This is a genomic window from Amycolatopsis circi (assembly GCF_003385235.1).
Taxonomy (GTDB): Bacteria; Actinomycetota; Actinomycetes; order Mycobacteriales; family Pseudonocardiaceae; genus Amycolatopsis; species Amycolatopsis circi.
In genome coordinates, this window is record NZ_PQIA01000073.1 from 25,505 (window position 1) to 47,020 (window position 21,516).

General features: G+C 68.3%; 16 protein-coding genes and 1 tRNA gene. 13 read left to right on the top strand and 4 right to left on the bottom strand.

What is annotated here, in order from left to right; genetic code table 11:
• Positions 1-3 precede the first annotated feature (3 nt).
• Entirely contained in the window at positions 4-522 is a 519-nt protein-coding gene (locus tag D0D37_RS27415) for a MarR family transcriptional regulator (RefSeq protein ID WP_116203484.1), read from the bottom strand.
• A gap of 513 nt (positions 523-1,035) precedes the next feature.
• On the opposite strand from D0D37_RS27415, the gene D0D37_RS27420 reads away from it, so the two are divergent.
• A complete protein-coding gene (locus D0D37_RS27420; RefSeq protein WP_116203485.1) occupies positions 1,036-1,461 on the top strand; it encodes a nitroreductase/quinone reductase family protein in 426 nt (141 codons plus the stop codon).
• Positions 1,462-1,589: 128 nt separating this feature from the next.
• On the opposite strand, the gene D0D37_RS47510 is transcribed toward D0D37_RS27420, so the two are convergent.
• The gene (locus D0D37_RS47510) at positions 1,590-2,084 is read right to left on the bottom strand and encodes a hypothetical protein (protein WP_208720168.1); all 495 of its coding nucleotides are present in this window, start codon (positions 2,082-2,084) and stop codon (positions 1,590-1,592) included.
• A gap of 645 nt (positions 2,085-2,729) precedes the next feature.
• A tRNA-Leu gene (locus D0D37_RS27435) sits at positions 2,730-2,803 on the bottom strand.
• Between the two features lie 216 nt (positions 2,804-3,019).
• Between D0D37_RS27435 and D0D37_RS27440 the strand changes: the two genes are divergently transcribed.
• From D0D37_RS27440 to D0D37_RS27465, 6 genes are all read left to right on the top strand, one after another.
• Complete coding sequence (locus D0D37_RS27440; RefSeq protein WP_009079762.1) at positions 3,020-3,634, top strand: ANTAR domain-containing response regulator; 615 nt, start codon at positions 3,020-3,022, stop codon at positions 3,632-3,634.
• A gap of 617 nt (positions 3,635-4,251) precedes the next feature.
• On the top strand, positions 4,252-5,427 hold the full coding sequence (locus D0D37_RS27445) for an ABC transporter substrate-binding protein (protein WP_116203486.1): 1,176 nt from the start codon (positions 4,252-4,254) through the stop codon (positions 5,425-5,427).
• A gap of 94 nt (positions 5,428-5,521) precedes the next feature.
• Positions 5,522-6,535: a branched-chain amino acid ABC transporter permease gene (locus tag D0D37_RS27450; protein WP_037818218.1), complete on the top strand. Its 1,014-nt coding sequence runs from the start codon at positions 5,522-5,524 to the stop codon at positions 6,533-6,535.
• Positions 6,532-7,677, top strand: a complete 1,146-nt coding sequence (locus D0D37_RS27455) for a branched-chain amino acid ABC transporter permease (protein WP_116203487.1) — start codon at positions 6,532-6,534, stop codon at positions 7,675-7,677. The genes D0D37_RS27450 and D0D37_RS27455 overlap by 4 nt, the downstream gene beginning before the upstream one ends.
• Positions 7,674-8,603 carry an ABC transporter ATP-binding protein gene (locus tag D0D37_RS27460; protein ID WP_116203488.1) on the top strand — a complete coding sequence of 310 codons (930 nt, stop codon included), beginning with the start codon at positions 7,674-7,676 and terminating at the stop codon, positions 8,601-8,603. Before D0D37_RS27455 ends, D0D37_RS27460 begins: the two co-directional genes overlap by 4 nt.
• On the top strand, positions 8,590-9,303 hold the full coding sequence (locus tag D0D37_RS27465) for an ABC transporter ATP-binding protein (protein ID WP_116203489.1): 714 nt from the start codon (positions 8,590-8,592) through the stop codon (positions 9,301-9,303). The genes D0D37_RS27460 and D0D37_RS27465 overlap by 14 nt, the downstream gene beginning before the upstream one ends.
• A 198-nt stretch (positions 9,304-9,501) precedes the next feature.
• Here the strand turns inward: D0D37_RS27465 and D0D37_RS27470 are convergent, their stop codons facing one another.
• Positions 9,502-9,897, bottom strand: a complete 396-nt coding sequence (locus D0D37_RS27470; protein ID WP_208720170.1) for a PaaI family thioesterase — start codon at positions 9,895-9,897, stop codon at positions 9,502-9,504.
• Between the two features lie 107 nt (positions 9,898-10,004).
• Here D0D37_RS27470 and polA point away from each other — a divergent pair, with 107 nt between their 5' ends.
• The 6 genes from polA (at position 10,005) to D0D37_RS27500 (ending at position 21,187) form a co-directional block, all read left to right on the top strand.
• Entirely contained in the window at positions 10,005-12,743 is a 2,739-nt protein-coding gene (polA, locus tag D0D37_RS27475; RefSeq protein ID WP_116203491.1) for a DNA polymerase I, read from the top strand.
• 746 nt (positions 12,744-13,489) lie between these two features.
• Positions 13,490-15,118 (top strand): S1 family peptidase, encoded by a 1,629-nt coding sequence (locus D0D37_RS27480; protein WP_116203492.1) that lies wholly within the window; start codon positions 13,490-13,492, stop codon positions 15,116-15,118.
• On the top strand, positions 15,115-17,394 hold the full coding sequence (locus D0D37_RS27485) for a serine/threonine-protein kinase (protein ID WP_116203493.1): 2,280 nt from the start codon (positions 15,115-15,117) through the stop codon (positions 17,392-17,394). The genes D0D37_RS27480 and D0D37_RS27485 overlap by 4 nt, the downstream gene beginning before the upstream one ends.
• Positions 17,395-17,412: 18 nt before the next feature.
• On the top strand, positions 17,413-18,807 hold the full coding sequence (locus tag D0D37_RS27490) for a VWA domain-containing protein (RefSeq protein WP_116203494.1): 1,395 nt from the start codon (positions 17,413-17,415) through the stop codon (positions 18,805-18,807).
• Positions 18,804-19,889, top strand: a complete 1,086-nt coding sequence (locus D0D37_RS27495) for a hypothetical protein (RefSeq protein WP_244223687.1) — start codon at positions 18,804-18,806, stop codon at positions 19,887-19,889. Before D0D37_RS27490 ends, D0D37_RS27495 begins: the two co-directional genes overlap by 4 nt.
• Complete coding sequence (locus D0D37_RS27500; protein ID WP_116203496.1) at positions 19,886-21,187, top strand: ABC transporter substrate-binding protein; 1,302 nt, start codon at positions 19,886-19,888, stop codon at positions 21,185-21,187. Before D0D37_RS27495 ends, D0D37_RS27500 begins: the two co-directional genes overlap by 4 nt.
• The last annotated feature ends 329 nt before the right edge of the window (positions 21,188-21,516 follow it).

The window sequence follows — 21,516 nt, forward strand, 5'->3', positions numbered from 1 at the left end:
CGATCAGCTCTGCCGGTTGCGCTCGGCTTCGCCGACCGGGCAGGCCGCCGAACTGGTGCAACTGGCGCGGTCGCACAACCGGCACAACAGATCCGCGTCGCCGATCTCGCCGTACAGCCCGGTGAGCAGCTTGGCCAGCAGCTCAGCCAAAGCCTCCTGTTCGGCGGCGTCGAGTCTGGACACCAGGTGGGCCAAGGGTTCGGCGCGAGCGGTCAGGATCTGGCCGGCCGCTCGCCGGCCCGGCGGGGTGAGCGTCACGCTCACCTGCCGCCCGGCGCCGGGCGATCGGCGGACGAGCCCGGCCGCTTCCAGCGAGTCGACCATGCGGGCGGCGGCGGACTGGCTCAGGCCCACTTGCCGGCCCAGCTCCGTCACGCTGATTCCCGGCGCTGTGGACAGGGCCACCAGCGCACCGGCTCCGCTGGTGCTGACCTCGCCGGCTTGGCGCACCCCGGCGAGCATCACGTCGTTCACCGCCAGCGCGGCAGCCCCGAGCAGATTCGCCAGCCGTTTGTCATGCATGACTCATGCATGCCAGATGATGACGGGCGCGGCGACCTTGATTTCCACCGCTGCTGATGTGATGAGGGTGCGCTGTCCGCATCCGCAGGTGGCGCACCCTCCGCAATGCTCCAGCGCGGTGTCCGGCTCTCGGCCGTTGGTCGTTGTCCCCTGTCTCGCAAAGCAGGTAGTGCCAGCATCCTCGGCAGTTCGCGGTCCGTCCGTCTCCGGGCGTCGATCCCGGCGGGGTCTGGAACGCGGCTCTCCCGGCACGCCTGCGGAACGGCTCCAGTACCTCGCGCTGCTGCGCGGCCCGCGAGGCGAGTCCGTGTCCGGGCAGCGTTTCGCGAGCTGCAGCTGCCTAGCCGCACGGCCTGTCGCCTACTGCTCGATGCGGCGGTTGCTGGCGTCCTCGACCAGCGCCTCCGGCGACGCCGCCCCGTCCGAAAGGCTGAAGTAGCTCGCCGATGGGTGAACTCGCGGATCTCGCCCACGGGCAGGCGATCGAGACACTGAGGGGGCTAGATTGAGGCCATGCCGAGCGACTTCACGCTGAAGACGATGAACGCCGTCCACCGCGGCCTGATCAAGCTCACCGGTGGCCGGGTGGGCTGGAACGTCGCCATGCCGGTCCTCGAGCTGACCACGGTCGGCCGCAAGAGCGGGCAGGCACGGTCGGTGATGCTGACGTCGCCGCACCAGGAGGGCGACACTTTGGTCGTGGTGGCTTCGCGCGGGGGCGACGACACGCACCCAGCGTGGTTCCTGAACCTGCGCGACAACCCGGAGGTCGAAGTGTCGCTGAAGGGCGCGCCCCGGAAGCCGATGCGGGCCCGGATCGCCGACACCGAAGAACGCGCCCGCCTGTGGCCGAAGATCGCCGCCGACTTCAAGAACTACGCGCAGTACCAGACGAAGACCGAGCGCGAGATCCCGCTCGTCTTCCTCGAACCGCGCTAGCCGGGATCCGCAACGCGACACTCTGGCAGGCCCGCAGATCAGACCGCCACACCCGCGCGCGTCCGGAGCCTGGCGTCGCCGCGATGACGTCGCCGGGCACCTGCGAGGACGCCGGAACGATCGTCGCGCTAGGTGAAAGCGACTACGAGGCAGACCACTCCCTCCCGCTCGAACTCGGAGACGCACCGAAGGCGTGGAGATGAAACGGCTCCATGCTGCCGCGAAATCGCGCGCTGGGAACGCAGACGCGCTGGCGACAGCAACGTTGGCTTTGCTGACGGGCGTCGCGGGAAACCTGCGGACGAGGTGCTGCGCAGGGCGATGACGGGCTGCGCCTTCAACACCAGTCGGCGGGACACGGTCAAACCGCCGGAGGTCGAGCCTGCACTGGCCTGGCTGGCATCGAACACGCTCAACGTGTCGCGGCTCTGGACCAGCTCGCGCTGAAGATGGACGGGACAGCAGCCGCAGCGAAGACCGTCTACCGCAAGCGCGCTGTCGTATAGAACGCACTGGAGTTCGCTGTGGAGAAAGAAGTCTTGCAGAAGAACCGGCTGTCGGAGGTCAAAGTGGACGCCGCCGAAGCAGGTGCGGGCGATCGATACGCGGGTGGTGGTCAACACGACGCAAGGGCCGCAACTGTTGGCGGCAGTCGCCGAACAGAAGGTGATGCGGGTACCGAACGGCGCAACAGAGCCGATCGCAGGCGCGGCGTGGACCGACTCCGGCGAGTGCCGCGATCACAGACACCTCAAGCAGCGTGCGAAAGGCGAGGTGCGGTCGGTGCTGTCAGCGCCGCCGCTGACGGCAATGCTCCACCGGCACATCCGAGCAGTACGGCGTCGCGACGGACGGCAGGTTGTTCCGAAGTCTCGATGGCGGCCCAGTCGCTGAATCGACACTGGCAAGAGTCCGGGATAAGGCGCGCAAGTCCGCGTTGTCCGACGACGAGCACCGCTCTCCGCTGGCCCGGCGGCCGTACGACCTGCGGCATGCCTGCGTGTCCACCTGGTTGGCGGCAGGAGGGCAACCTGCCCAGGTGGCGTGCTGTTCGAGGTCTACGCCAAGGCGCCTGGCCGGTCTGGAAAAGGTGGGGTTGGCAAAGATCGCCCAGGTGCTGCGCCTCCCACCGGGCCGAATGTAGGCCACGAATAGGCCGCGGACAGCTGTATCCGGCCGGGTACTACTGGACACAACCAAACCAAACAAGAGCGGCCCCTGTCCAGGTTCATCCTGGTCAAGGGCCGTTTACTGCAGGTGCTCGCGGGTGCCCCCGGTGAGATTCGAACTCACACTGGACGGGTTTTGAATCCGTTGCCTCTGCCAGTTGGGCTACGGGGGCGCAGTGCGGGAAACTTTACGGGACCCGCCCTTCCCGCCGTCGACCGGGTCCGGTGATCGGCGGTGATCGGCAGTGATCGACTTGGGGCCGGGGCTGGGTGTCTCCCGCCACTTCGTGGTGAACGCCATCGTGGGATCTGGATCGGTCCCGGTACGCTGGGCTCTCGCGGGTGACCGCGTGTCGAAGACGTCCCGCCGAGCCTTCAGGAGGACACCGGTGACCGAACAGGCTGCCGAGTCGAACGGCGCCGCCGCCGGCGTGCCGCAGCGACGGGTGCTCGTCGCGGAAGACGAGGCGCTCATCCGGCTCGACCTGGTGGAAATGCTGCGCGAAGAGGGCTACGAGGTCGTCGGCGAGGCCGGCGACGGCGAGGAGGCCATCGCGCTGGCCACCGACCTCAAGCCGGACCTCGTGATCCTCGACGTCAAGATGCCGAAGCTCGACGGCATCGAGGCGGCCGCGCGGATCACCGGCGACCGGATCGCGCCGGTCGTCATTCTCACCGCGTTCAGCCAGCGCGACCTCGTCGAACGGGCCCGCGACGCGGGCACCATGGCGTATCTGGTGAAGCCGTTCGCCAAACGCGACCTCGTGCCCGCGATCGAGCTGGCCGTCAGCCGGTTCTCCGAGCTGCAGGCCCTCGAGGCCGAGGTCGCCGGGCTCACCGACCGGCTCGAGACCCGCAAGGTCATCGACCGGGCGAAGGGCCTGCTGATGAGCCGCCAGGGGCTCACCGAACCCGACGCGTTCCGCTGGATCCAGCGCACCGCGATGGACCGGCGCACCACGATGAAGGCCGTCGCCGAGGCGGTCGTGGAAAGCATCGGCTGAGCACCGGCAAGAACCCGGAGAAGCGGGCGCGACCAGGGGTCGCGCCCGCTTTTTCCTTGCCCGAAACCGCAAACCGCGCCGGAGAGTGACTGCCTGGCCCCGGAGCGCGCTCCCGCCCAGCGGGACTCCGTCCGGTTTGCCGCGTCCGTCCCGGGCCGCCGTGTCGCGCCGAAACCTGGCTGCTGACCAGCGAAAACCCTGCTGCCGCAGCGATGCCGGACCCACCCGTGCGGGTTGATCTGCCCTGCGCGAAAGGGCAAGGTTGCTACCTTGGAGTCCGGGGGATCGTGGTGTCGGTCACGATGACGGAGGGGATGTTCCTAGACTGCCCCCATCGATCGGACGTCAGGTCAAGGTCCGTTCGAGGGGTGCTCGGACACGAAGAGTCATTCACTCGGTCGTTGCAATAAGACGATCGAGTGTAAATCATCCGTTAATTCTCGTGACGACCGTCACGATGTGGATACAAGACTCGCTGTGACTCTGTGCAACACCTCACCCGGCGGCTACGTTCAGCGCCCAGTCGAAGTCCCACGCAGGGACCCGCCGTTCCCCTGGAACGTCGCGGGTGGCATTTGGAGGAACGAGTGCAGAGAGCACGACTCACTAAGGTCATCGTGCTGGCCGCGGCGGGAGTCATCTCCCTGGGCGCCTGCTCGGCGCGGACCGGCGGTGACTCGGGTGGCGACAGCGGCGCGCCGCAGGCCGCGGCCCCGTCGGCGGCGGCGAACGCGGCGGACCCGGCAGGAGACGGCAAGGCGCAGTGCGCGCCGACCTCGATCGCCTACGCCGGCACGATCAACGGCGCGAACGCGGCCCTGGGCCAGAACATCCTCAAGGGCGCGAAGCTGGCCGTCGACCAGCACAACAAGGCGAACGCGGACTGCCAGGTCAAGCTGGAGCAGTTCGACACCGAGGGCACCCCGGACAAGGCGCCGGGCATCGTGACCCAGATCGTCAACACGCCGGGCATCGTCGGCGTCATCGGCCTCCCGTTCTCGGGCGAGTCGAAGGCCGCGGGCAACATCTTCAACTCCGCGGGCCTGGTCGCCGTGACCCCGTCCGCGACCAACCCGTCGCTCGCCCAGAACGGCTGGAAGACCTTCTTCCGCGCACTGGGCAACGACAACGCGCAGGGCCCGGCCGCCGCGAAGTTCATCACCGGCGACCTGAAGGCCAACAAGGTCTGCGTGATCGAGGACGACTCCGAGTACGGCACCGGCCTCGCCGCCTCGACCATCAAGGCGCTCGGCGACAAGGCGAGCTGCCAGGACAAGGTCAAGACGAAGCAGACCGACTTCTCGGCCGTGGTCAACAAGATCAAGAACGAGAAGCCGGACGCGATCTTCTACTCGGGCTACTACCAGGAAGCCGCTCCGTTCGCACAGCAGCTGAACGACGCCGGCGTCAAGGCGAAGTTCGTCGGCCCGGACGGCGTGAAGGATGACCTGTTCGTGAAGGGCGCCGGCGACGCCGCGGCCAACGCGTACTTCACCTGCCCCTGTGTCCCGGCCGACCAGTTCACCAAGTTCACCGACGCCTACAAGGCGGCGACCGGCGTCGACCCGGGCACCTACTCGCCCGAGGCCTACGACGTCGCGACGATCCTGCTGAAGGGCATCGACGCCGGCAAGAAGACCCGCGCCGATCTGCTGGACTTCGTGAAGACCTACGACGGCCAGGGCATCACGAAGCACTTCAAGTGGGACGACCACGGCGAGCTGTCCGCGACCACCGTGTGGACCTACAAGGTGGAGAACGGAAAGATCGTCCGCAACACCGAGATCAAGTAGCTCACCGCTTTCGGTTCCAGTACCGGGGTGCGGGCCAGGCGGCATGATCCCGCCTCGCCCGCACCCCGGACCCACATGGAGAACTAGTGTGTCGATGACCCCTGACCTCAGTTCGCTCGTCCTCGCGCAGGGCGGCGGCAGCTGGATCACCTTCGACGTGAATTCGTTCCTGAACCAGTTCTGGGACAACACGATCGACGGTCTTTCCTACGGCAGCATTTACGCGCTCGTGGCGCTGGGCTACACCCTCGTCTACGGCGTGCTCAAACTCATCAACTTCGCCCACTCCGAGGTGTTCATCTACGGCGCCTTCGCGACGTGGTTCACCTTCTACGGCTTGGGTTTCCGCCCCGGCGCGACGCCGGATCTGCCGATCTTCGAACTGATCGGCTTCCTGCTGCTCGCGCTCATCGCGTCGATGGCGGTCTCCGGCGGGACCGCGGTCGTGCTGGAACGCGTGGCCTACCGGCCGCTGCGCAAACGCAAGGCGCCCCGGCTGGTCTTCCTGATCACCGCGATCGGCGCTTCCTTCGTGCTGCAGCAGATCCTGTTCATCTGGCGCGGCGGCAACCCGGAGAACAGCATCCGGCTGCTGCGCAACGACGAGGTCTTCACGATCTTCGGCGGCAGCGTCACGATCGTCACCATCATCACCGTGGTGGCGTCGATCCTGCTGATGGTCGGCACGGACATGTTCGTCAACCGCACCAAGTTCGGCCGCGGCATCCGCGCAGTGGCTCAGGACCCGGACACCGCGACGCTGATGGGCGTCAACAAGGAACGCGTCATCACGCTGACGTTCCTCATCGGCGGCCTGCTGGCCGGCGCGGCGGCGCTGTTCTACATGATGAAGATCCCGCAGGGCGCCTCGTACCAGGGCGGCTTCATCCTCGGCATCAAGGCGTTCACCGCCGCGGTGCTCGGCGGCATCGGCAACCTGCGCGGCGCGCTGCTGGGCGGCCTGCTGCTCGGCGTCGTGGAGAACTACGGGCAGTCGCTGTTCGGCGGCGCGTGGCGCGACGTCGTCGCGTTCGCCCTGCTGGTGCTGATCCTGATGTTCCGCCCGACCGGCATTCTCGGCGAATCGCTCGGAAAGGCACGGGTATGACGACGACTACGACGCCGCCCGCCGCCCCGGCGAAGGCCCGCCGCCGTCCCGTTTCGGAATGGTGGAACCGGCTGTCCCGGGTCCAGCAGTGGGGCGTGCTCATCCCGCTGGTGGCGCTGGTCTACCTGCTGCCGGTGCTGAACCCGCCGCTGATCACCACCCAGCCCGGGTACGACTTCCCGATCGCGATGTTCGAGGTGTCCCGCTACGCGCTGGTCGCCATCGGGCTCAACATCGTGGTCGGCCAGGCGGGTCTGCTCGACCTCGGCTACGTCGGGTTCTTCGCGATCGGCGCCTACGTGATGGCGCTGTTCACGAGCCCCGACTCGTCGCTGGCGAAGCTGCCGTTCCTCGTCGTGCTGCCGATCGCGATGGTCGTCACGATGATCTTCGGGGTGATCCTCGGGACGCCGACGTTGCGATTACGCGGCGACTACCTGGCGATCGTCACGCTGGGCTTCGGCGAGATCGTGCGGCTGCTGGCCGACAACATCGACCCGCTGCGCGGCAACCGCGGCTTCCAGGGAGTCGGGCATCCGCCGGGCGTGAAGGCGGACGGCAATCCGCTCTTCAACAACACCGACGGCATCCCGTGGTACTGGCTCTGCGTCACGATCATCATCGTGATCCTGTTCGTGGTCGGGAACCTGGAGCGCAGCCGCGTCGGCCGCGCGTGGGTCGCGATCCGCGACGACGAGGACGCGGCCGAGATCATGGGCGTGCCGACGTTCAAGTTCAAGATCTGGGCGTTCGTCGGCGGCGCCGCGGTCGGCGGTCTTTCCGGCGCGCTGTACGCGGGGCAGTTAGGCTTCGTGAACAACCAGAAGTTCGACGTGGTCACGTCGATGCTGTTCCTGGCCGCGGTCATTCTCGGCGGCGCGGGCAACAAGGTCGGCGTGCTGCTGGGCGCGATCGTGGTGGCCTACGTGCCGCTGCGGTTCCAGCAGATCGCGGAGTACAAGTACCTGATCTTCGGACTCGCGCTGATCATCCTGATGATCTTTCGCCCGCAGGGCCTGCTCGGCGCGCGGCAGCGGCTGCTCGCGTACGGCAGGCAGGCGTACCAGCGGCTGCTCGGCAAGGGCGAGCAGGTCAGCAGCGACGGTTCGCTGGCGTCCGACAACCCGGGGGAGAAGGCATGACGGTCCCTGGCAACGGAAACGGGCCCGAGGTCCCGGCCGAGGGCGGCCTCGTGGCCGAGGTCGCGAACATGACCGCCGACGAGCTGGCCGAACACGAGGCCGAGGTCGCCGAGGTCGTCGCGCCGGACCGGGAGATCCAGGCCGAGGTCGGGCAGACGCTGCTCAAGGTCGACGACGTCACCGTCCGCTTCGGCGGCCTGGTGGCGCTGGACTCGGTGTCCTTCGAGATCCGGCGCGGCGAGATCCTCGGCCTGATCGGGCCGAACGGCGCGGGCAAGACCACCTGCTTCAACGCGATGACCGGGGTTTACCGGCCGACGTCGGGGCAGGTGCTGCTCGAGGACCAGCCGCTCGGCAAGACGTCGCGGCACGGGATCACCCAGCTCGGCATCGCCAGGACGTTCCAGAACATCCGGCTGTTCTCCGAGATGACCGCGCTGGAGAACGTGGTCGTCGGCACCGACGCACGGCACAAGACGAGCCTGCTCGGCGCTCTCCTGCGGGTCCCGCGGCACCACCGCGAGGAGAAGCAGGCGATCGAGAAGGCCATGGCGCTGCTGGAATTCGTCGGCATCGCCGACCGGGCCGCGGACCGCGCGAAGAACCTGCCGTACGGCTATCAGCGGCGGCTGGAGATCGCGCGGGCGCTCGCCACCGAGCCGAAGCTGCTGTGCCTCGACGAGCCGGCCGCCGGGTTCAACCCGGCGGAGAAGGAAGAGCTCATGGGGCTGATCCGGACGATCCGCGACGACGGCTACACCGTCCTGCTGATCGAACACGACATGAAGCTCGTCATGGGCGTCACCGACCGGATCGTGGTGCTGGAGTTCGGCAAGAAGATCGCCGACGGGCTTCCCTCCGAAATCCGGGAGAATCCCGCCGTGATCGCCGCTTACCTGGGAGTTCCCGACGATGACGTTGCTTGAGCTGTCCGACGTTTCCGTCCACTACGGACGGATCCAGGCCGTGTCCGGGCTGTCCATCACGGTCAACGAGGGCGAGATCGTCACCCTCATCGGAGCGAACGGCGCCGGCAAGTCGACCACGATGCGGGCGATTTCCGGCATCCGGCCGATCTCCGGCGGTGCTATTCGCTTCGACGGCGAGGACATTTCGCGGCTGCGCGGGGATTTGCGCGTGGTTCGCGGGATTTCGCAGGCGCCGGAGGGCCGGGGGATTTTCCCTGGGATGACGGTGCTGGAGAATCTGGACATGGGCGCTTATGCGCGCAAGGACCGGAAGAATCTGCAGCCTGATTTCGATCGGGTGTTTGAGTTGTTTCCGCGGTTGGCTGAGCGGAAGACTCAGGTCGGCGGGACGATGTCCGGGGGTGAGCAGCAGATGCTCGCGATCGGGCGGGCGTTGATGGCCAAGCCTCGGTTGTTGTTGCTGGACGAGCCTTCGATGGGGTTGGCGCCGCAGTTTATTCAGCAGATTTTCCGGATTATCACGGAGATCAATCGGCAGGGGACGACCGTGCTGCTGGTTGAGCAGAATGCGCAGCAGGCGTTGTCTCGGGCGCATCGGGCTTATGTGCTGGAGACTGGGCAGATTACGAAGACTGGTACTGGGCAGGAGTTGTTGGCTGATACCAGTATCAAGGAGGCTTATCTCGGGGTTGGGTGAGTTTCCGGGCCTCGTCGCCTGGCGGCGACATTGGCCCGTTGGTTGCGCGGGGCACCCCGAAGCTTGATTGTGACTGCGGCGCGGGGGTGTGTGGCTGCACTGGCGGGTCGGGTGCGCTGGCTGCGGTTTAGGGCCGTGAGGGGAACCCTGAGGGACTCAGAGTCCCTCAGGGTTCCCCTCACGGCGTTTCACCGAAAATCAGGCGCCTGGCGGGCGGTCCCGGACTACGCAGGTCAGGCGCGCGGTGCAGGTGCGGCGGCCTTCGTCGTCGGTCAGCACGATCTCCGAGGTGATCGTTCCCCGGCCGACATGCAGCGGAGTCGCGACGCCGGTGACAATGCCCGACCGAACGGCGCGGTGGTGGGTGCACGACAGTTCCAGGCCCATCGCGGCGCGTTCGGGGCCCGCGTTCAGCGCGGCCAGCACCGAGCCAAGGGCTTCGGCGACGGTGGCGTTCGCTCCGCCGTGCAGGAGGCCGTAGGGCTGGAGGTTGCCTTCGACGGGGATGGTGCCGACGACCCGCTCGGGAGTCATTTCCACTAGCTTCAGCCCGATCTTGTCGTTCAGCTGCTGGCCCGCTGCCGCGGGGTCCATGCCCGCGAACTGGCCCGGCGTGATTTCCGCCGTCTGCTCGGTCACTCTCTGCTCCTCAACCTATGCGACACGCAAGAGTGTCAGACCCTCACCCTAGACTCGCCCCCGTGAGCCCGAGTGAGAACCGAACCGTTGCCAAGACCACAGGCGCCGCCGCTGCGCAGGAACGCCCCCGGCTGCTGCTGATCGACGGCCATTCGATGGCCTATCGCGCCTTCTTCGCCCTGCCCGCGGAGAATTTCCGCACGAAGACCGGGCAGGTCACCAACGCGGTCTTCGGCTTCACCTCGATGCTCATCAACCTGCTGCGCGACGAGAAGCCGACGCATCTCGCGGTGGCCTTCGACCTCTCGCGCAAGACCTTCCGGTCGGAGACGTACGCCGACTACAAGGCCAACCGCAGCGCCACGCCGGACGAGTTCCGCGGGCAGGTCGACCTCGTCAAAGAGGTGCTCGACGTGCTCGGCATCCCTTCGCTCACGAAGGAGAACTACGAGGCCGACGACGTCATCGCCACGCTCACCACGCAGGCCGGCGAAGACTACGACGTGCTGATCTGTACCGGCGACCGCGACGCGTTGCAGCTCGTCACCGATCGGGTAACCGTTTTGTACCCCAAGCGGGGCGTCTCCGACCTCGTGCGGTTCACGCCGGACGCGGTGGAAGAGAAATACGGTCTCACGCCGACCCAGTACCCGGACTTCGCGGCGCTGCGCGGCGACCCCTCGGACAACCTGCCCGGCATCCCCGGCGTGGGGGAGAAGACCGCGGCCAAGTGGATCCGGCAGTTCGGCTCGCTGGCCGACCTCATCGACCGGGTCGACGAGGTCAAGGGCAAGGTCGGCACCGCGCTGCGCGAGCACCTGTCCTCGGTCCAGCTCAACCGGCAGCTCACCGAACTGGTCCGCGACGTGCCGCTGGAGTCCGTGCCGGACCAGCTGGAGCTGCGTCCGTGGGATCGCGAGGCGGTGCACCGGCTCTTCGACGAGCTGGAGTTCCGCGTGCTGCGCGATCGGCTTTTCGACACCCTGAGCAGCGCCGAACCCGAGGCCGACGAGGGCTTCGAGGTGTCCGGCTCCGCGCTCGCGCCGGGCACGCTCGGCGCGTGGCTCGAAGCGCACGCCGGTGCGGCCGAACCGGTGGCGCTGTCGTTCCGGGCGACCGGTGCCTCGGTCCGCTCCGACCTCAAGGCGGTCGCCTTCGCGACGGCGGACGGCGAGGGCGCGTATGTAGACGTCACCGCGATGGACGAGGCAGACGACCGGGCGCTGTCGGCGTGGCTGGCGGATCCGAAGGTCCGCAAGATCGGCCACGACCTGAAGGTGCCGCTGCACGCGGTCCGCGCCCGCGGCTGGACGTTCGCCGGGCTCAGCATGGACACCGCGCTCGCCGCGTATCTCGCGCGGCCGGGGCAGCGCACGTTCGGGCTGGACGACCTGGCGCTGCGCTATCTGCACCGCGAGCTGCGCTCGGAAGCCGGAGACGGCGACGGTCAGCTGTCGCTGCTCGACGGCGGCGCGGACGAGCTGGAGCAGAAGGAAATCTCCGCCGAACTGGTGAAGGCGCGCGCGATCTTCGAGCTGTCCGGCGCGCTGACCACCGAGCTGGAGGAACTCGGCGGCGCGAAACTGCTGGCCGAGCTGGAACTCCCGCTGCTGGAAGTGATCACCGAACTGGAGGCGGCGGGCATCGCGGTCGACGTCGACCAGCTCACTGAGCTGGAGGCGCACTACCTCAGCCGGGTCACGCAGGCCGCGGACTCCGCGTACGAGGTGATCGGCAAGCAGATCAACCTCGGTTCGCCGAAGCAGCTGCAGGTGGTGCTGTTCGACGAGCTGGGCATGCCGAAGACCAAGCGCACCAAGACCGGCTACACCACCGACGCCGACGCGCTGCAGTCGCTGTTCGAGAAGACCGAGCACCCGTTCCTGCAGCACATGCTGGAACACCGCGACGCGACGCGGCTGCGCACCACGGTCGAAGGCCTGATCAAATCGGTCGCCGACGACGGGCGTATTCACACCACGCTGCAGCAGACGATCGCGGCCACCGGACGGCTGTCGTCGGTCGAGCCGAACCTGCAGAACATCCCGGTGCGCACCGAAGAAGGCAGGCGCATCCGCGACGCGTTCGTGGTCGGCGACGGCTACGCCGAGCTGATGACCGCGGACTACAGCCAGATCGAAATGCGGATCATGGCGCACCTGTCGAAGGACGAGGGCCTCATCGAAGCCTTCAACAGCGGCGAGGACCTGCACACGTTCGTCGCGTCGCGCGCGTTTTCCATGCCCGCCGCGGAAATCACGCCGGAACAGCGCTACCGCGTCAAGGCGATGTCGTACGGGCTCGCGTACGGCTTGTCGGCGTACGGCCTGTCGCAGCAGCTGAAGATCTCGACGGAAGACGCGAAAGAGCAGATGGAGGCGTACTTCTCGCGGTTCGGCGGGGTGCGCGACTACCTGCAGTCGGTCGTCGGCGAGGCCGCGAAGTGCGGTTACACGGAGACGATCTTCGGCCGCCGCCGCTACCTGCCGGACTTGAACAGCGACAACCGCCAGCGCCGCGAAATGGCCGAGCGGATGGCGTTGAACGCGCCGATCCAGGGCAGCGCCGCGGACATCATCAAGGTGGCGATGCTGAACGTGCACCGCGCCCTCGCCGAAGCGGGCGCGCGCAGCCGCGTGCTGCTGCAGGTCCACGACGAACTGGTCCTCGAAATCGCCGACGGCGAGCGCGGGGACGTCGAGAAGCTGGTCCGCGAGGGCATGGGCTCGGCCGCGGAACTGGCGGTGCCGCTGGAGGTTTCGGTCGGATACGGGCGGTCGTGGAACGAGGCCGCGCACTGAGCTGAGGCGCGAAGCCCGGGGTCGGCGACCGGCCCCGGGCCCGACGCGGCTCTGGCGGCGGAATCGGCGTCGCGTCGGTTCGGGCGAGGGCGGGTCCGGCGGTACGGGTGACGGCATTCGGTTGGGTGGTCGCGGGTCGGCGGCGTGGGCGGCGGAATCGGTGCCGCGTCGGTTCGGGCGAGGGCGGGTCCGGCGGTACGGGTGACGGCATTCGGTTGGGTGGTCGCGGGTCGGCGGCGCGGGCGGCGGAATCGGTGCCGCGTCGGTTCGGGCGAGGGCGGGTCCGGCGGTACGGGTGACGGCATTCGGTTGGGTGGTCGCGGGTCGGCTGCGCGGGCGGCGGAATCGGTGCCGCGTCCGTTCGGGGCGAGCGCGAGTCCAGCGGAACGCGTGACGGCATTCGGTTGGGCAGTCGCGGATCGACGGCGCGGGCAACGAAATCGGCGGCGAATCCGGTCGGACGAGCAGGAATCAGCGGCCCGCGCAGATTCGTTGTCCGCCTGATCCGCTTAGCGTCAGCGCGGGAAACCCGAACCCGGCGGGCTTTTCGGTAGCCGATTCGGCAATGTCGCCACCATCGGCGGCTTCTTCTCTGTCCGGCCGCCAACACGGGGCGACCCAAAGAAACCGGTGTCACCCACGAGAAGTGCCGAGACGCCGCTGAACGGGTGAGCTTGCTGCTCCAGCGTGGGCCACTTTCCGCGAACGCCGCCCGGGTCGCCGCAGGCCCGGCGTAGGGTCCCCCCGTGGGGTACCAGGCCGAGCGTCGACGCTGGCGGGTTCGCCTGCGCGACCGCACCGGCGGGATCCGCGGGGCAGGCACCATGCTCGACGAGGACCATGTGCTCACCTGCGCGCACGTCGTCGAGCGGGCCGGCGGGCCGAACGCGGACGTCCTGGTCGACTTCGTCGGGTTGCCCGGTACTCCAGTCAGCGTCGGTCGCGTTCTGCCGGGGGCTTGGGTGCCGCCGGGACGCGACGAGCGCGGCGACATCGCGGTGCTGCGGTTGGTCAAGCGAGTGCCGGGGGCGTTGGGCGCGCCGTTGTACCGGATGCCGTTGTCGGACGGGCAAGCCGTGCGTGCGTACGGGTTTCCGGCGGGCGCGGACGAAGGGCTGTGGACGTTCGGCGAGCTTGCCGGAGAAGGCGGACCTGGCTGCGAATGGGTGCAGCTGGCCCGGAAGAACGACGACCAGCCGATCTCCGGCGGGTTCAGCGGCACCGCGGTTCTCGACGAGGAGACCGGCCGCGTGGTCGGCATGGTCGTGTCCCGGTACAAAGCCGAGGGCGAGCGGGTCGCGTGGATGATCCCGGTCGAGACGATTCTCGGCTATCTCGGTGCGGATCGATGGGGCCACGGGAGTCCGGCTGTCGACCAGACTTTCGGGCGAGAACTCGACCAGGTCGCTTACGATCCGCAGTTCGCCCGCGAAGTCGTGGGCTGGTTCGGCGAGGGGCACGGCGTGTGGATCGTCGTGACCGGCGAGGTCGGGTCCGCGAAAGCCGCCGCGCTCGATCTCGCGGTGGTGCTCGCCGACCGAGAGCGTTCGGCCGCGGCGAACGCACTGCGCGACACTCTGGCCAAGGAAACCTTGCCGCCAGCGGGAAGTGTCGATCTCGCGGTGGACGCGGCGGGCAAAACCTCGGCTCAGGTGCGGCAACGGCTCGCGGAGCGGCTCGACCTCACGTTGGACAACGGCGAGACTCATTCGGGCATCGGCCGGACGGTGGTGGTGAACGCGATCGACGACGCGGCCGAGCCGGAACAGCTGATCGGCGAGGTGATCGCGCCGCTCGCGGACCGCGCCGCGCGGCTGGGGATCCGGCTCGCGCTCGGGTTTCGCCGGGAGTCTTCGCCGGGGCTCACGGAGTTGCGTTCGCGCCGGAACGGAGCGCGGCCGGACGGGCTGGCCCGCCGGCTTTCCGCACTGGACAAGCAGATCGACGAACTCGCCGCTCTGGAGGAACACATCGCCGAGCTGGCCCCGCGGTTCGCGGTGACCGACGTTCCGCCGCCGCGGGTGCGCCGCCGTCGTGGTGCGGTGAGCCGGTTGCAGGAAGCCGCTGATCTCGGCGATGTCGCGTGGGCGGAGCGACACGTCGAGGAAGTCGCCACTGTGGTGGCCGCCGATCTGGCCGCGGCGAAAACCGCCCGAGACCGGCTCGATGCCGCGCACGATCGCCGTACCGAGTTGCGGTTTCGCCTCGACGGGTACGGAGAACGTGCTCGCGCCGCTGGCCGGGTCGAGGATCCGCTGCTGGATTCGTTGTATGCCAACGCCTGGCAGTTGCTGTACGAGGGCGCGTGCGATCCGGTGGCGGCCGCTGCGGCGGTCGAGGAGTTCGCTGCCGCGGTGCGCAAGGGGAATCGATGACCTCCTGCGCTCGCCCGAACTGCTCCGGCACGATCAACCGTGCCGGGTTCTGCGCGAAGTGCGGCTGGGCACCGGGATCCGAGCCGAAGAAACCCACGCCGAAAGCCGACGCGACACTCGTCATCCCCGCTCCGGGCGCGAGCCGGATCGCCGACACCGTCGTCACGCGGGAGCAGCAGACCGCCGGTCACGGCACTGGCGACGACTACATCCCGCTCCCCGTGGTCGTCCTGCCGGACATCGCCGGGCGAGTCCTCGCCGATCCGCACGTCGCCGAGGGCGAGCGGTACTGCGGCAAACGCGGCTGCGGCGCGCCGGTCGGCCGCTCGACCGGCGGCCGTCCCGCGCGCACCGAGGGCTTCTGTCCGCAGTGCGGCACGCCGTTCTCCTTCTCTCCCAAGCTGTTTCCGGAAGACGTGGTCGACGGCCGCTACCAGGTGCACGGCTGCATCGCGCGCGGCGGCCTCGGGTACGTCTACCTCGGCACCGATCTGCGGCTGAAACAATACGTCGCGCTGAAGGGCCTGCTCAACACCGGCGACGAGGCCGCGGTGCGGATCGCCGAGACCGAGAGCCAGGTGCTGACCTCGCTCGACCACCCGAACATCGTGCGGATCCACGACGTCGCCACGCATCCGGATCCGCACGGCGGGCCTGACGCGCGCTACATCGTCATGGAGTTCGTCGACGGCCTCCCGCTCGCCGAGGTGATGCGGCGCGGCCGCGCGATGCTCGACGGGCCCGAGGGCAGGCTGCTCGTCGAGCACGTCGTCGCCTACGGCCGGGAGATCCTCACCGCGCTCGGCTACCTGCACGAGCAGGGCCTGCTGTACTGCGATCTGAGCCCGCAGAACGTGATCCACGGCGAGAAACGGGTCAAGCTGATCGATTTCGGCGCGATCCGCAAGATCGGCGACCAGACCAGCCCGATCGTCGGCAACCCGCGCTTCCAGATCGGCGCGACCGAACTGGACGAGCACGGGCTGACCGTGCGCTCGGACATCCACACCGTCGGCGCGACGCTGCGCGACCTGTTCCGCTGCAGCGACGGCTGGCCGCATCCGGCCGACAAACGGATCGCGCTCGGCGTCGAATCCTTCACGCAGGTGCTCGACCGCGCGACCGGACCGTACGAGCACCGGTTCGCCACCGCCGGTGAAATGCTCGTGCAACTCGACGGCGTACTGCACGAGATCCTTTCGCTGCGCGACCGCCAATCGCGGCCGTCGATCTCCACGCTCTTCACCGAAGCGGCTGTTCTGCTGGACGCCGGGCTCGGCCAGCCGCGGCCGGTCGGGGAGTGGGTGCGCCGCGCCCGACGCACCGCGGGCCCGCTCGGCGCGCTGCCCGCACCGCTCGACATCGCGCTCGGATTGCCGGTGCCGCACGAGGATCCGCACGACCCGGCAGTCACCTTTCTGCGCACCGTCCGCGCGCCGGATCCCGCGCGGCTGCTGAAGAAACTCGAACGCGCCGACTCGACCGTCGAGGTGGAGCTGCGCCGCTGCCGGGCCTGGCTCGAACTGTCCGAAATGGACTCAAGCGGTGCGGATCAGGCAGCGCAACGAGTAGACGCCGCCGAGAAACTGCTCGGTGCCCGCGCCAAGCACGACTGGCGGGTCGCCTGGCACCGCGGCCTGGTCGCGCTAGCCGCAGGTGCCGTGGAGACCGCCCAGACCTGGTTCGAGCGCGTGCACCGCGACATCCCGGGCGAGGAGACGCCGAAGCTCGCGCTCGGCCTGTGCGCGGAGCACTGTGGCGGCCCGAAGAAGGCGGCGCGCTACTACGACGCGCTGTGGGTACGGGACCACCTCCAGGTCAACGCCGTTTTCGGGCTGGCTCGCGGCCATCTGCAGCTGGACCAGCGCACGGCGGCGGTGGAATTGCTCGACCAGGTCCCGGAGTACTCGCGGCACGACGAGGCGGCGCGGATCGCCGGGATCCGGGTGCGGGCGGGAATTCTGCCGGTGGGGGACGCGCTGCCCGGCATCGAGGACCTGACCGAGGCGATCGAGCGGCTGTCCGCGCTGGAACTGGACCGCGACACCGCGGACCGGCTCACCGCCGAGGTCCGCGAGAGCGCGCTGCGCTGTTTCGTGGCCGGGATGCGCGGCATGCCGCCCGGCCCGGTCCTCGGCGAACGGCTCGACGAGCACGGGCTTCGGCTGCTGGTCGAGCAGTCGTACCGGCGGATCGCGCGCCGGGCCGGTTCGGCGGAGTACCACGACGCGTTGGTCGACCGGGCGAACGAGACGAGGCCGACGACCTGGGTGTAACCGGCGAAGGGGCGAGGGATGAGCAGGGGTTGGGACGTCGAGGTCCATCAGAACCGCTACCTCGGCGAAGGCGATACCGGGATGCAAGCTGTGGTCACCGTTTCGGCGCGCGATAATGGCGCTGTCGCGTCCCGGCCGCCCGGCGCGGAAGTGCTCCTGGTCGACTGCTCGACGTCTATGCGCTACCCACCGACGAAGATCGCCGCCGCGCGCCGGGCAGCAGCCGCCGCGATCTGGGCCCTGCCAAACGGCGTCGGCTTCGCCGTGGTCCGCGGCACCGAACGCGCCGACCTGGTGTATCCAGCCGAACCGGGTCTCGCGGTCGCGTCGGACGAAACCCGAGCCGCAGCGGTCGCCGCGGTGGAGCGGTTCGTCGCGGTCGGCGGCACGGCGATGGGCACGTGGCTGGAGTGCGCGCGGAAGCTGTTCGCTTCAGTGCCGGATGCAGTGCGGCACGCGATCCTGCTGACCGACGGGAACAATCAGTCGCAGTCCGCCGAGTCGCTGCGCCGTGAACTCGACGCTTGCGAAGGCCATTTCGTTTGCGACGCAAGGGGAATCGGCGACGGCTGGCAACGGGCGGAACTGGTCGAGATCGGCCGGGTGCTGCGCGGCTCCGTCGATTCGGTGGTGCGCGACGAGGACCTGGTCGAGGACTTCCGCGGGCTGATGGCCGCCGCGCTCGCCAAGGTGATCCCGTCGGCGCGGCTGCGGATCGGCGTCACCGAGCAGACCACGCTGCGGTTCGTGAAGCAGGTCTGGCCGAGCGAATACGACCTGACCTCGCGCTGCGTCCCCGACGGCGACGGAAACGCGGTCCTCTCGCTCGGTTCGTGGAGCGCCGGCGAGACCCGGGAATTCCAGCTCGCGGTGGAAGTCTCGGCGGACGCTCAGCCGGAGTACGGCTCGGACCGGATGCTCGCGTGGGTCGAGGTCGACGGTGCGCCGGATTCGACGGCCCCGCTGCTGGCCCACTGGACCCACGACCCGGTTGCCCCGACGCTGGTCGACCCGAAAGTGCGGCGCTACACCATGCACGCCGAACTGAGCGAGGCCTTGGTGAACGCCGACGAAGCCTACGCCGCAGGCGACCACGCGCGGGCCGCGCGCGAATGGGGCCAGGCTGTCGAAATCGCCAAGCGGACCAGCAACAAGGAAGTCCTGCGCCGACTCGCCCGAGTAGTCGACACGGACGGCGAGGCGGTGCAGCTTCGCCCCGAAGTCACCCGCAGCGAACTGCTCAACCTGCTGGTCTCCACCGTCTCGAACGTCGGCGACGAGCCTCGCGACGCCCGCCCCGCGCCCGCTCCGGACGCCAAACCAGCGATCTGCCCCCACTGCCAGAACCCCAACCCGTCCGGCGCGCGATTCTGCGAGGAATGCGGGGAGCCGGTGTCCGGAGGTGCCGCGTGACGCTCCGGACGCGGCAAGCACTAGTGCGGATCCGGGCGGTGCTGCTGGCCGGGACCGTGCTCGCGCTGGTCACGTCGTACCTCGCGGTGAGCGGCGTCGTCCGGACCGCCGACCAGATCTCGTCCGCGACCAGCCGGGCGATCCTGGAGGTCGCCGCGGCGCGGGACGCCCTCGTGTCCGCCGACGCCGCAGCCATCGCCAGTTTCGCTTCGGGCGAGGCAAAACTGGCCGGGCCAGGACAGGAGTACGAAAACCGGATGGCGTCGGCGAGCCAAAGCCTCGCGCGAGTCGCGGAGTTCAACCAGGCAGGCGACCCCGGCGCCGGAACCCTGCAAACCGTCGAAGGCCTGGTCGCGTCGTATTCGGGCGCAATGGGCCAGGCCGACGCGCACTTCCGGCAACCGGGCACGGAACTGGTCGGACTGGCCGACCTCTGGTACGCCTCACGCCTGCTGCACGCCCCGGACAATGTCCTGGAACTGCTGGGCAAACTGCAAAAAGAAGAACGCGCCGCGCTGGACGGCCAGATCTCCGGCACCAGAATGAGCGCCGGCCTGCTCATCCTCTGGCTGCTGCCGCCGATCGTGCTGCTCACCCTCCTGGTCGCGACACAAGTGTTCCTGCGCCAGCGTTTCCGCCGCCGCTTGAACCTGCCCCTGCTAGGCGCGACCGTGCTCGGACTAGGCGCCGTCGCCGGCTTGCTGATCGCTTTCGCCCTGGCCGGACGCCTCGACACGGTGCGCACCAATGTGGACCAAGCGGTCGCCGTCCGAGAAAAAAGCATCGAGTCCGCCGACGCAGGCGGCCACGCCCGTCTGGCCACTCTCCTGCAACAACGCTGCGGCCCACCCGGCTGTGGGTCCACTGTGGACGACTTCCGCCGCCAAACCCAAACCACCTCGACTGCCGCCCCGGCCCAGAACGCGATCACCTCAGCCGCCCGAGCCGTGACCTCCGCCGGAGCCGCAGCCACCGAATCCGGCGGCCTGCCGGTACTGGTCCCCGCCGCCCTGATCCTCGTCGGCGGTCTAGTAGTCGCCGGACTGTACCGGCGAATCGACGAATACCGGTACCGCCCATGAACCGTCCACTGTGGAAGAAGCTGCTCCTGCTAGCCGCAGCAGTGTTAGTGGCGGCTTCGTCGGCGTGCGGGGTAGCCGCAGGCAGCAACACCCTCCAGGTCATCGGAGTATGGACCGAAGGCGAGGAAGCAGCCTTCAACCAGGTGAAGCAACGTTTCGAGGAAAAAACCGGCATCGAAGTCCGATACCAAGGCACGCGCGCAGTAGAGCAAGTCCTAGCCGCAGACGTCCAACAAGGCGCTGCCCCAGACATCGCAGTCCTCTCCAGCCCAGGCCTGCTAGCCGACTACGCCCGCCGCCAAGAAATCAAACCCCTGGACTTCCTGGAAGCGAAGGCGGAATCGTTCTACGGCAGACAATGGGTCAACCTGCAACGCCTCGGCACCGGCAAACTCTACTCAGTCGCAGTAAAAGCCGACCTGAAAAGCGCGATCTGGTACCGTCCAGCCACCCTCCCCGGCCCGAAACCGACCACCTGGCAACAACTTGTCACCCTCGCCGCCAGCCAAAACACCCCCTGGTGCCTAGGCTTGGCGGCCCCTCCCACGTCAGGCTGGCCAGGCACCGACTGGATCGAAGACATCCTCCTGCACTCCGCGAACCCGGAGACCTACCGCCAATGGGCTGCAGGCACCCTGCCGTGGACGTCGAACCCAGTACGCCAAGCCTTCCAGGACTGGGGCACGCTGGTCGTCCACCCAGGTGGCATCCAAGGCGGTGCACCAACAGCCCTGCTCACCGACTTCCGCGACGCAGCCCGCCCCCTCTTCGCCGACCCGCCCGGCTGCCGAATGGAACACCAGGGCTCGTTCGCGATGGGCAGCTACCAATCCATGCACCTGCACAACGAAACCGGTCCCCGCCCACAGCCAGGAACCGACTACGACTTCTTCCCGTTCCCCGGCTCCGGCGCGTCGGAGGTTTCGGCAGACCTGGCCGCGATGTTCAACGACACCCCGCAAGCCCGCCAGTTCCTGGACTTCCTGGTCTCGCCGGAAGCCCAGCAAATCTGGGCAGGCAACCCGAACGCGACGGCCTTCTCCGCCGGAACCGCAGTAACGAAGAACATCTACCGCGACCCGGTAAGACGCAAAGTGGCGGACACCCTCACCGCAGGAAAACCAGTCTGCTTCGACGCATCGGACCTGATGCCGAAGACCATGACCGGCGCGTTCTACCGAGCGATCCTCGAATACACAGCAGACCCGACACAACTGGAACCCCTGCTGGAACACCTGGAAGACACCCGCAAGGGAATCCCCAAAGCCGAATGGCTGAACGTCCCCTGTGGACAGTGATGCCGCCAGCCCCGTCCGTGAGGGGAACCCTCACGGACTCTGAGTCCCTCAGGGTTCCCCTCACGACCAGCAACGATCCGTGAGGGACCCCTTCACGGACCCAGATTCCCTCAAGGAGCCCTTCACGGACCACCCGCCACCCGCACCCAACCGCAGCCGATGCACTCAACCCACCAGTGCACCCACACCACCCCCGCACCCCGATACGAAGCCTTCTCTGCGGTCTGAGGGTGGTTGTCAAGGCATCTTTCCAGCCTTGACAACCACCCTCAGACCGTCAGCACAATCAGCTTCGGGGTGCCCCACGCAACCAACGTGCGCAATTTCGC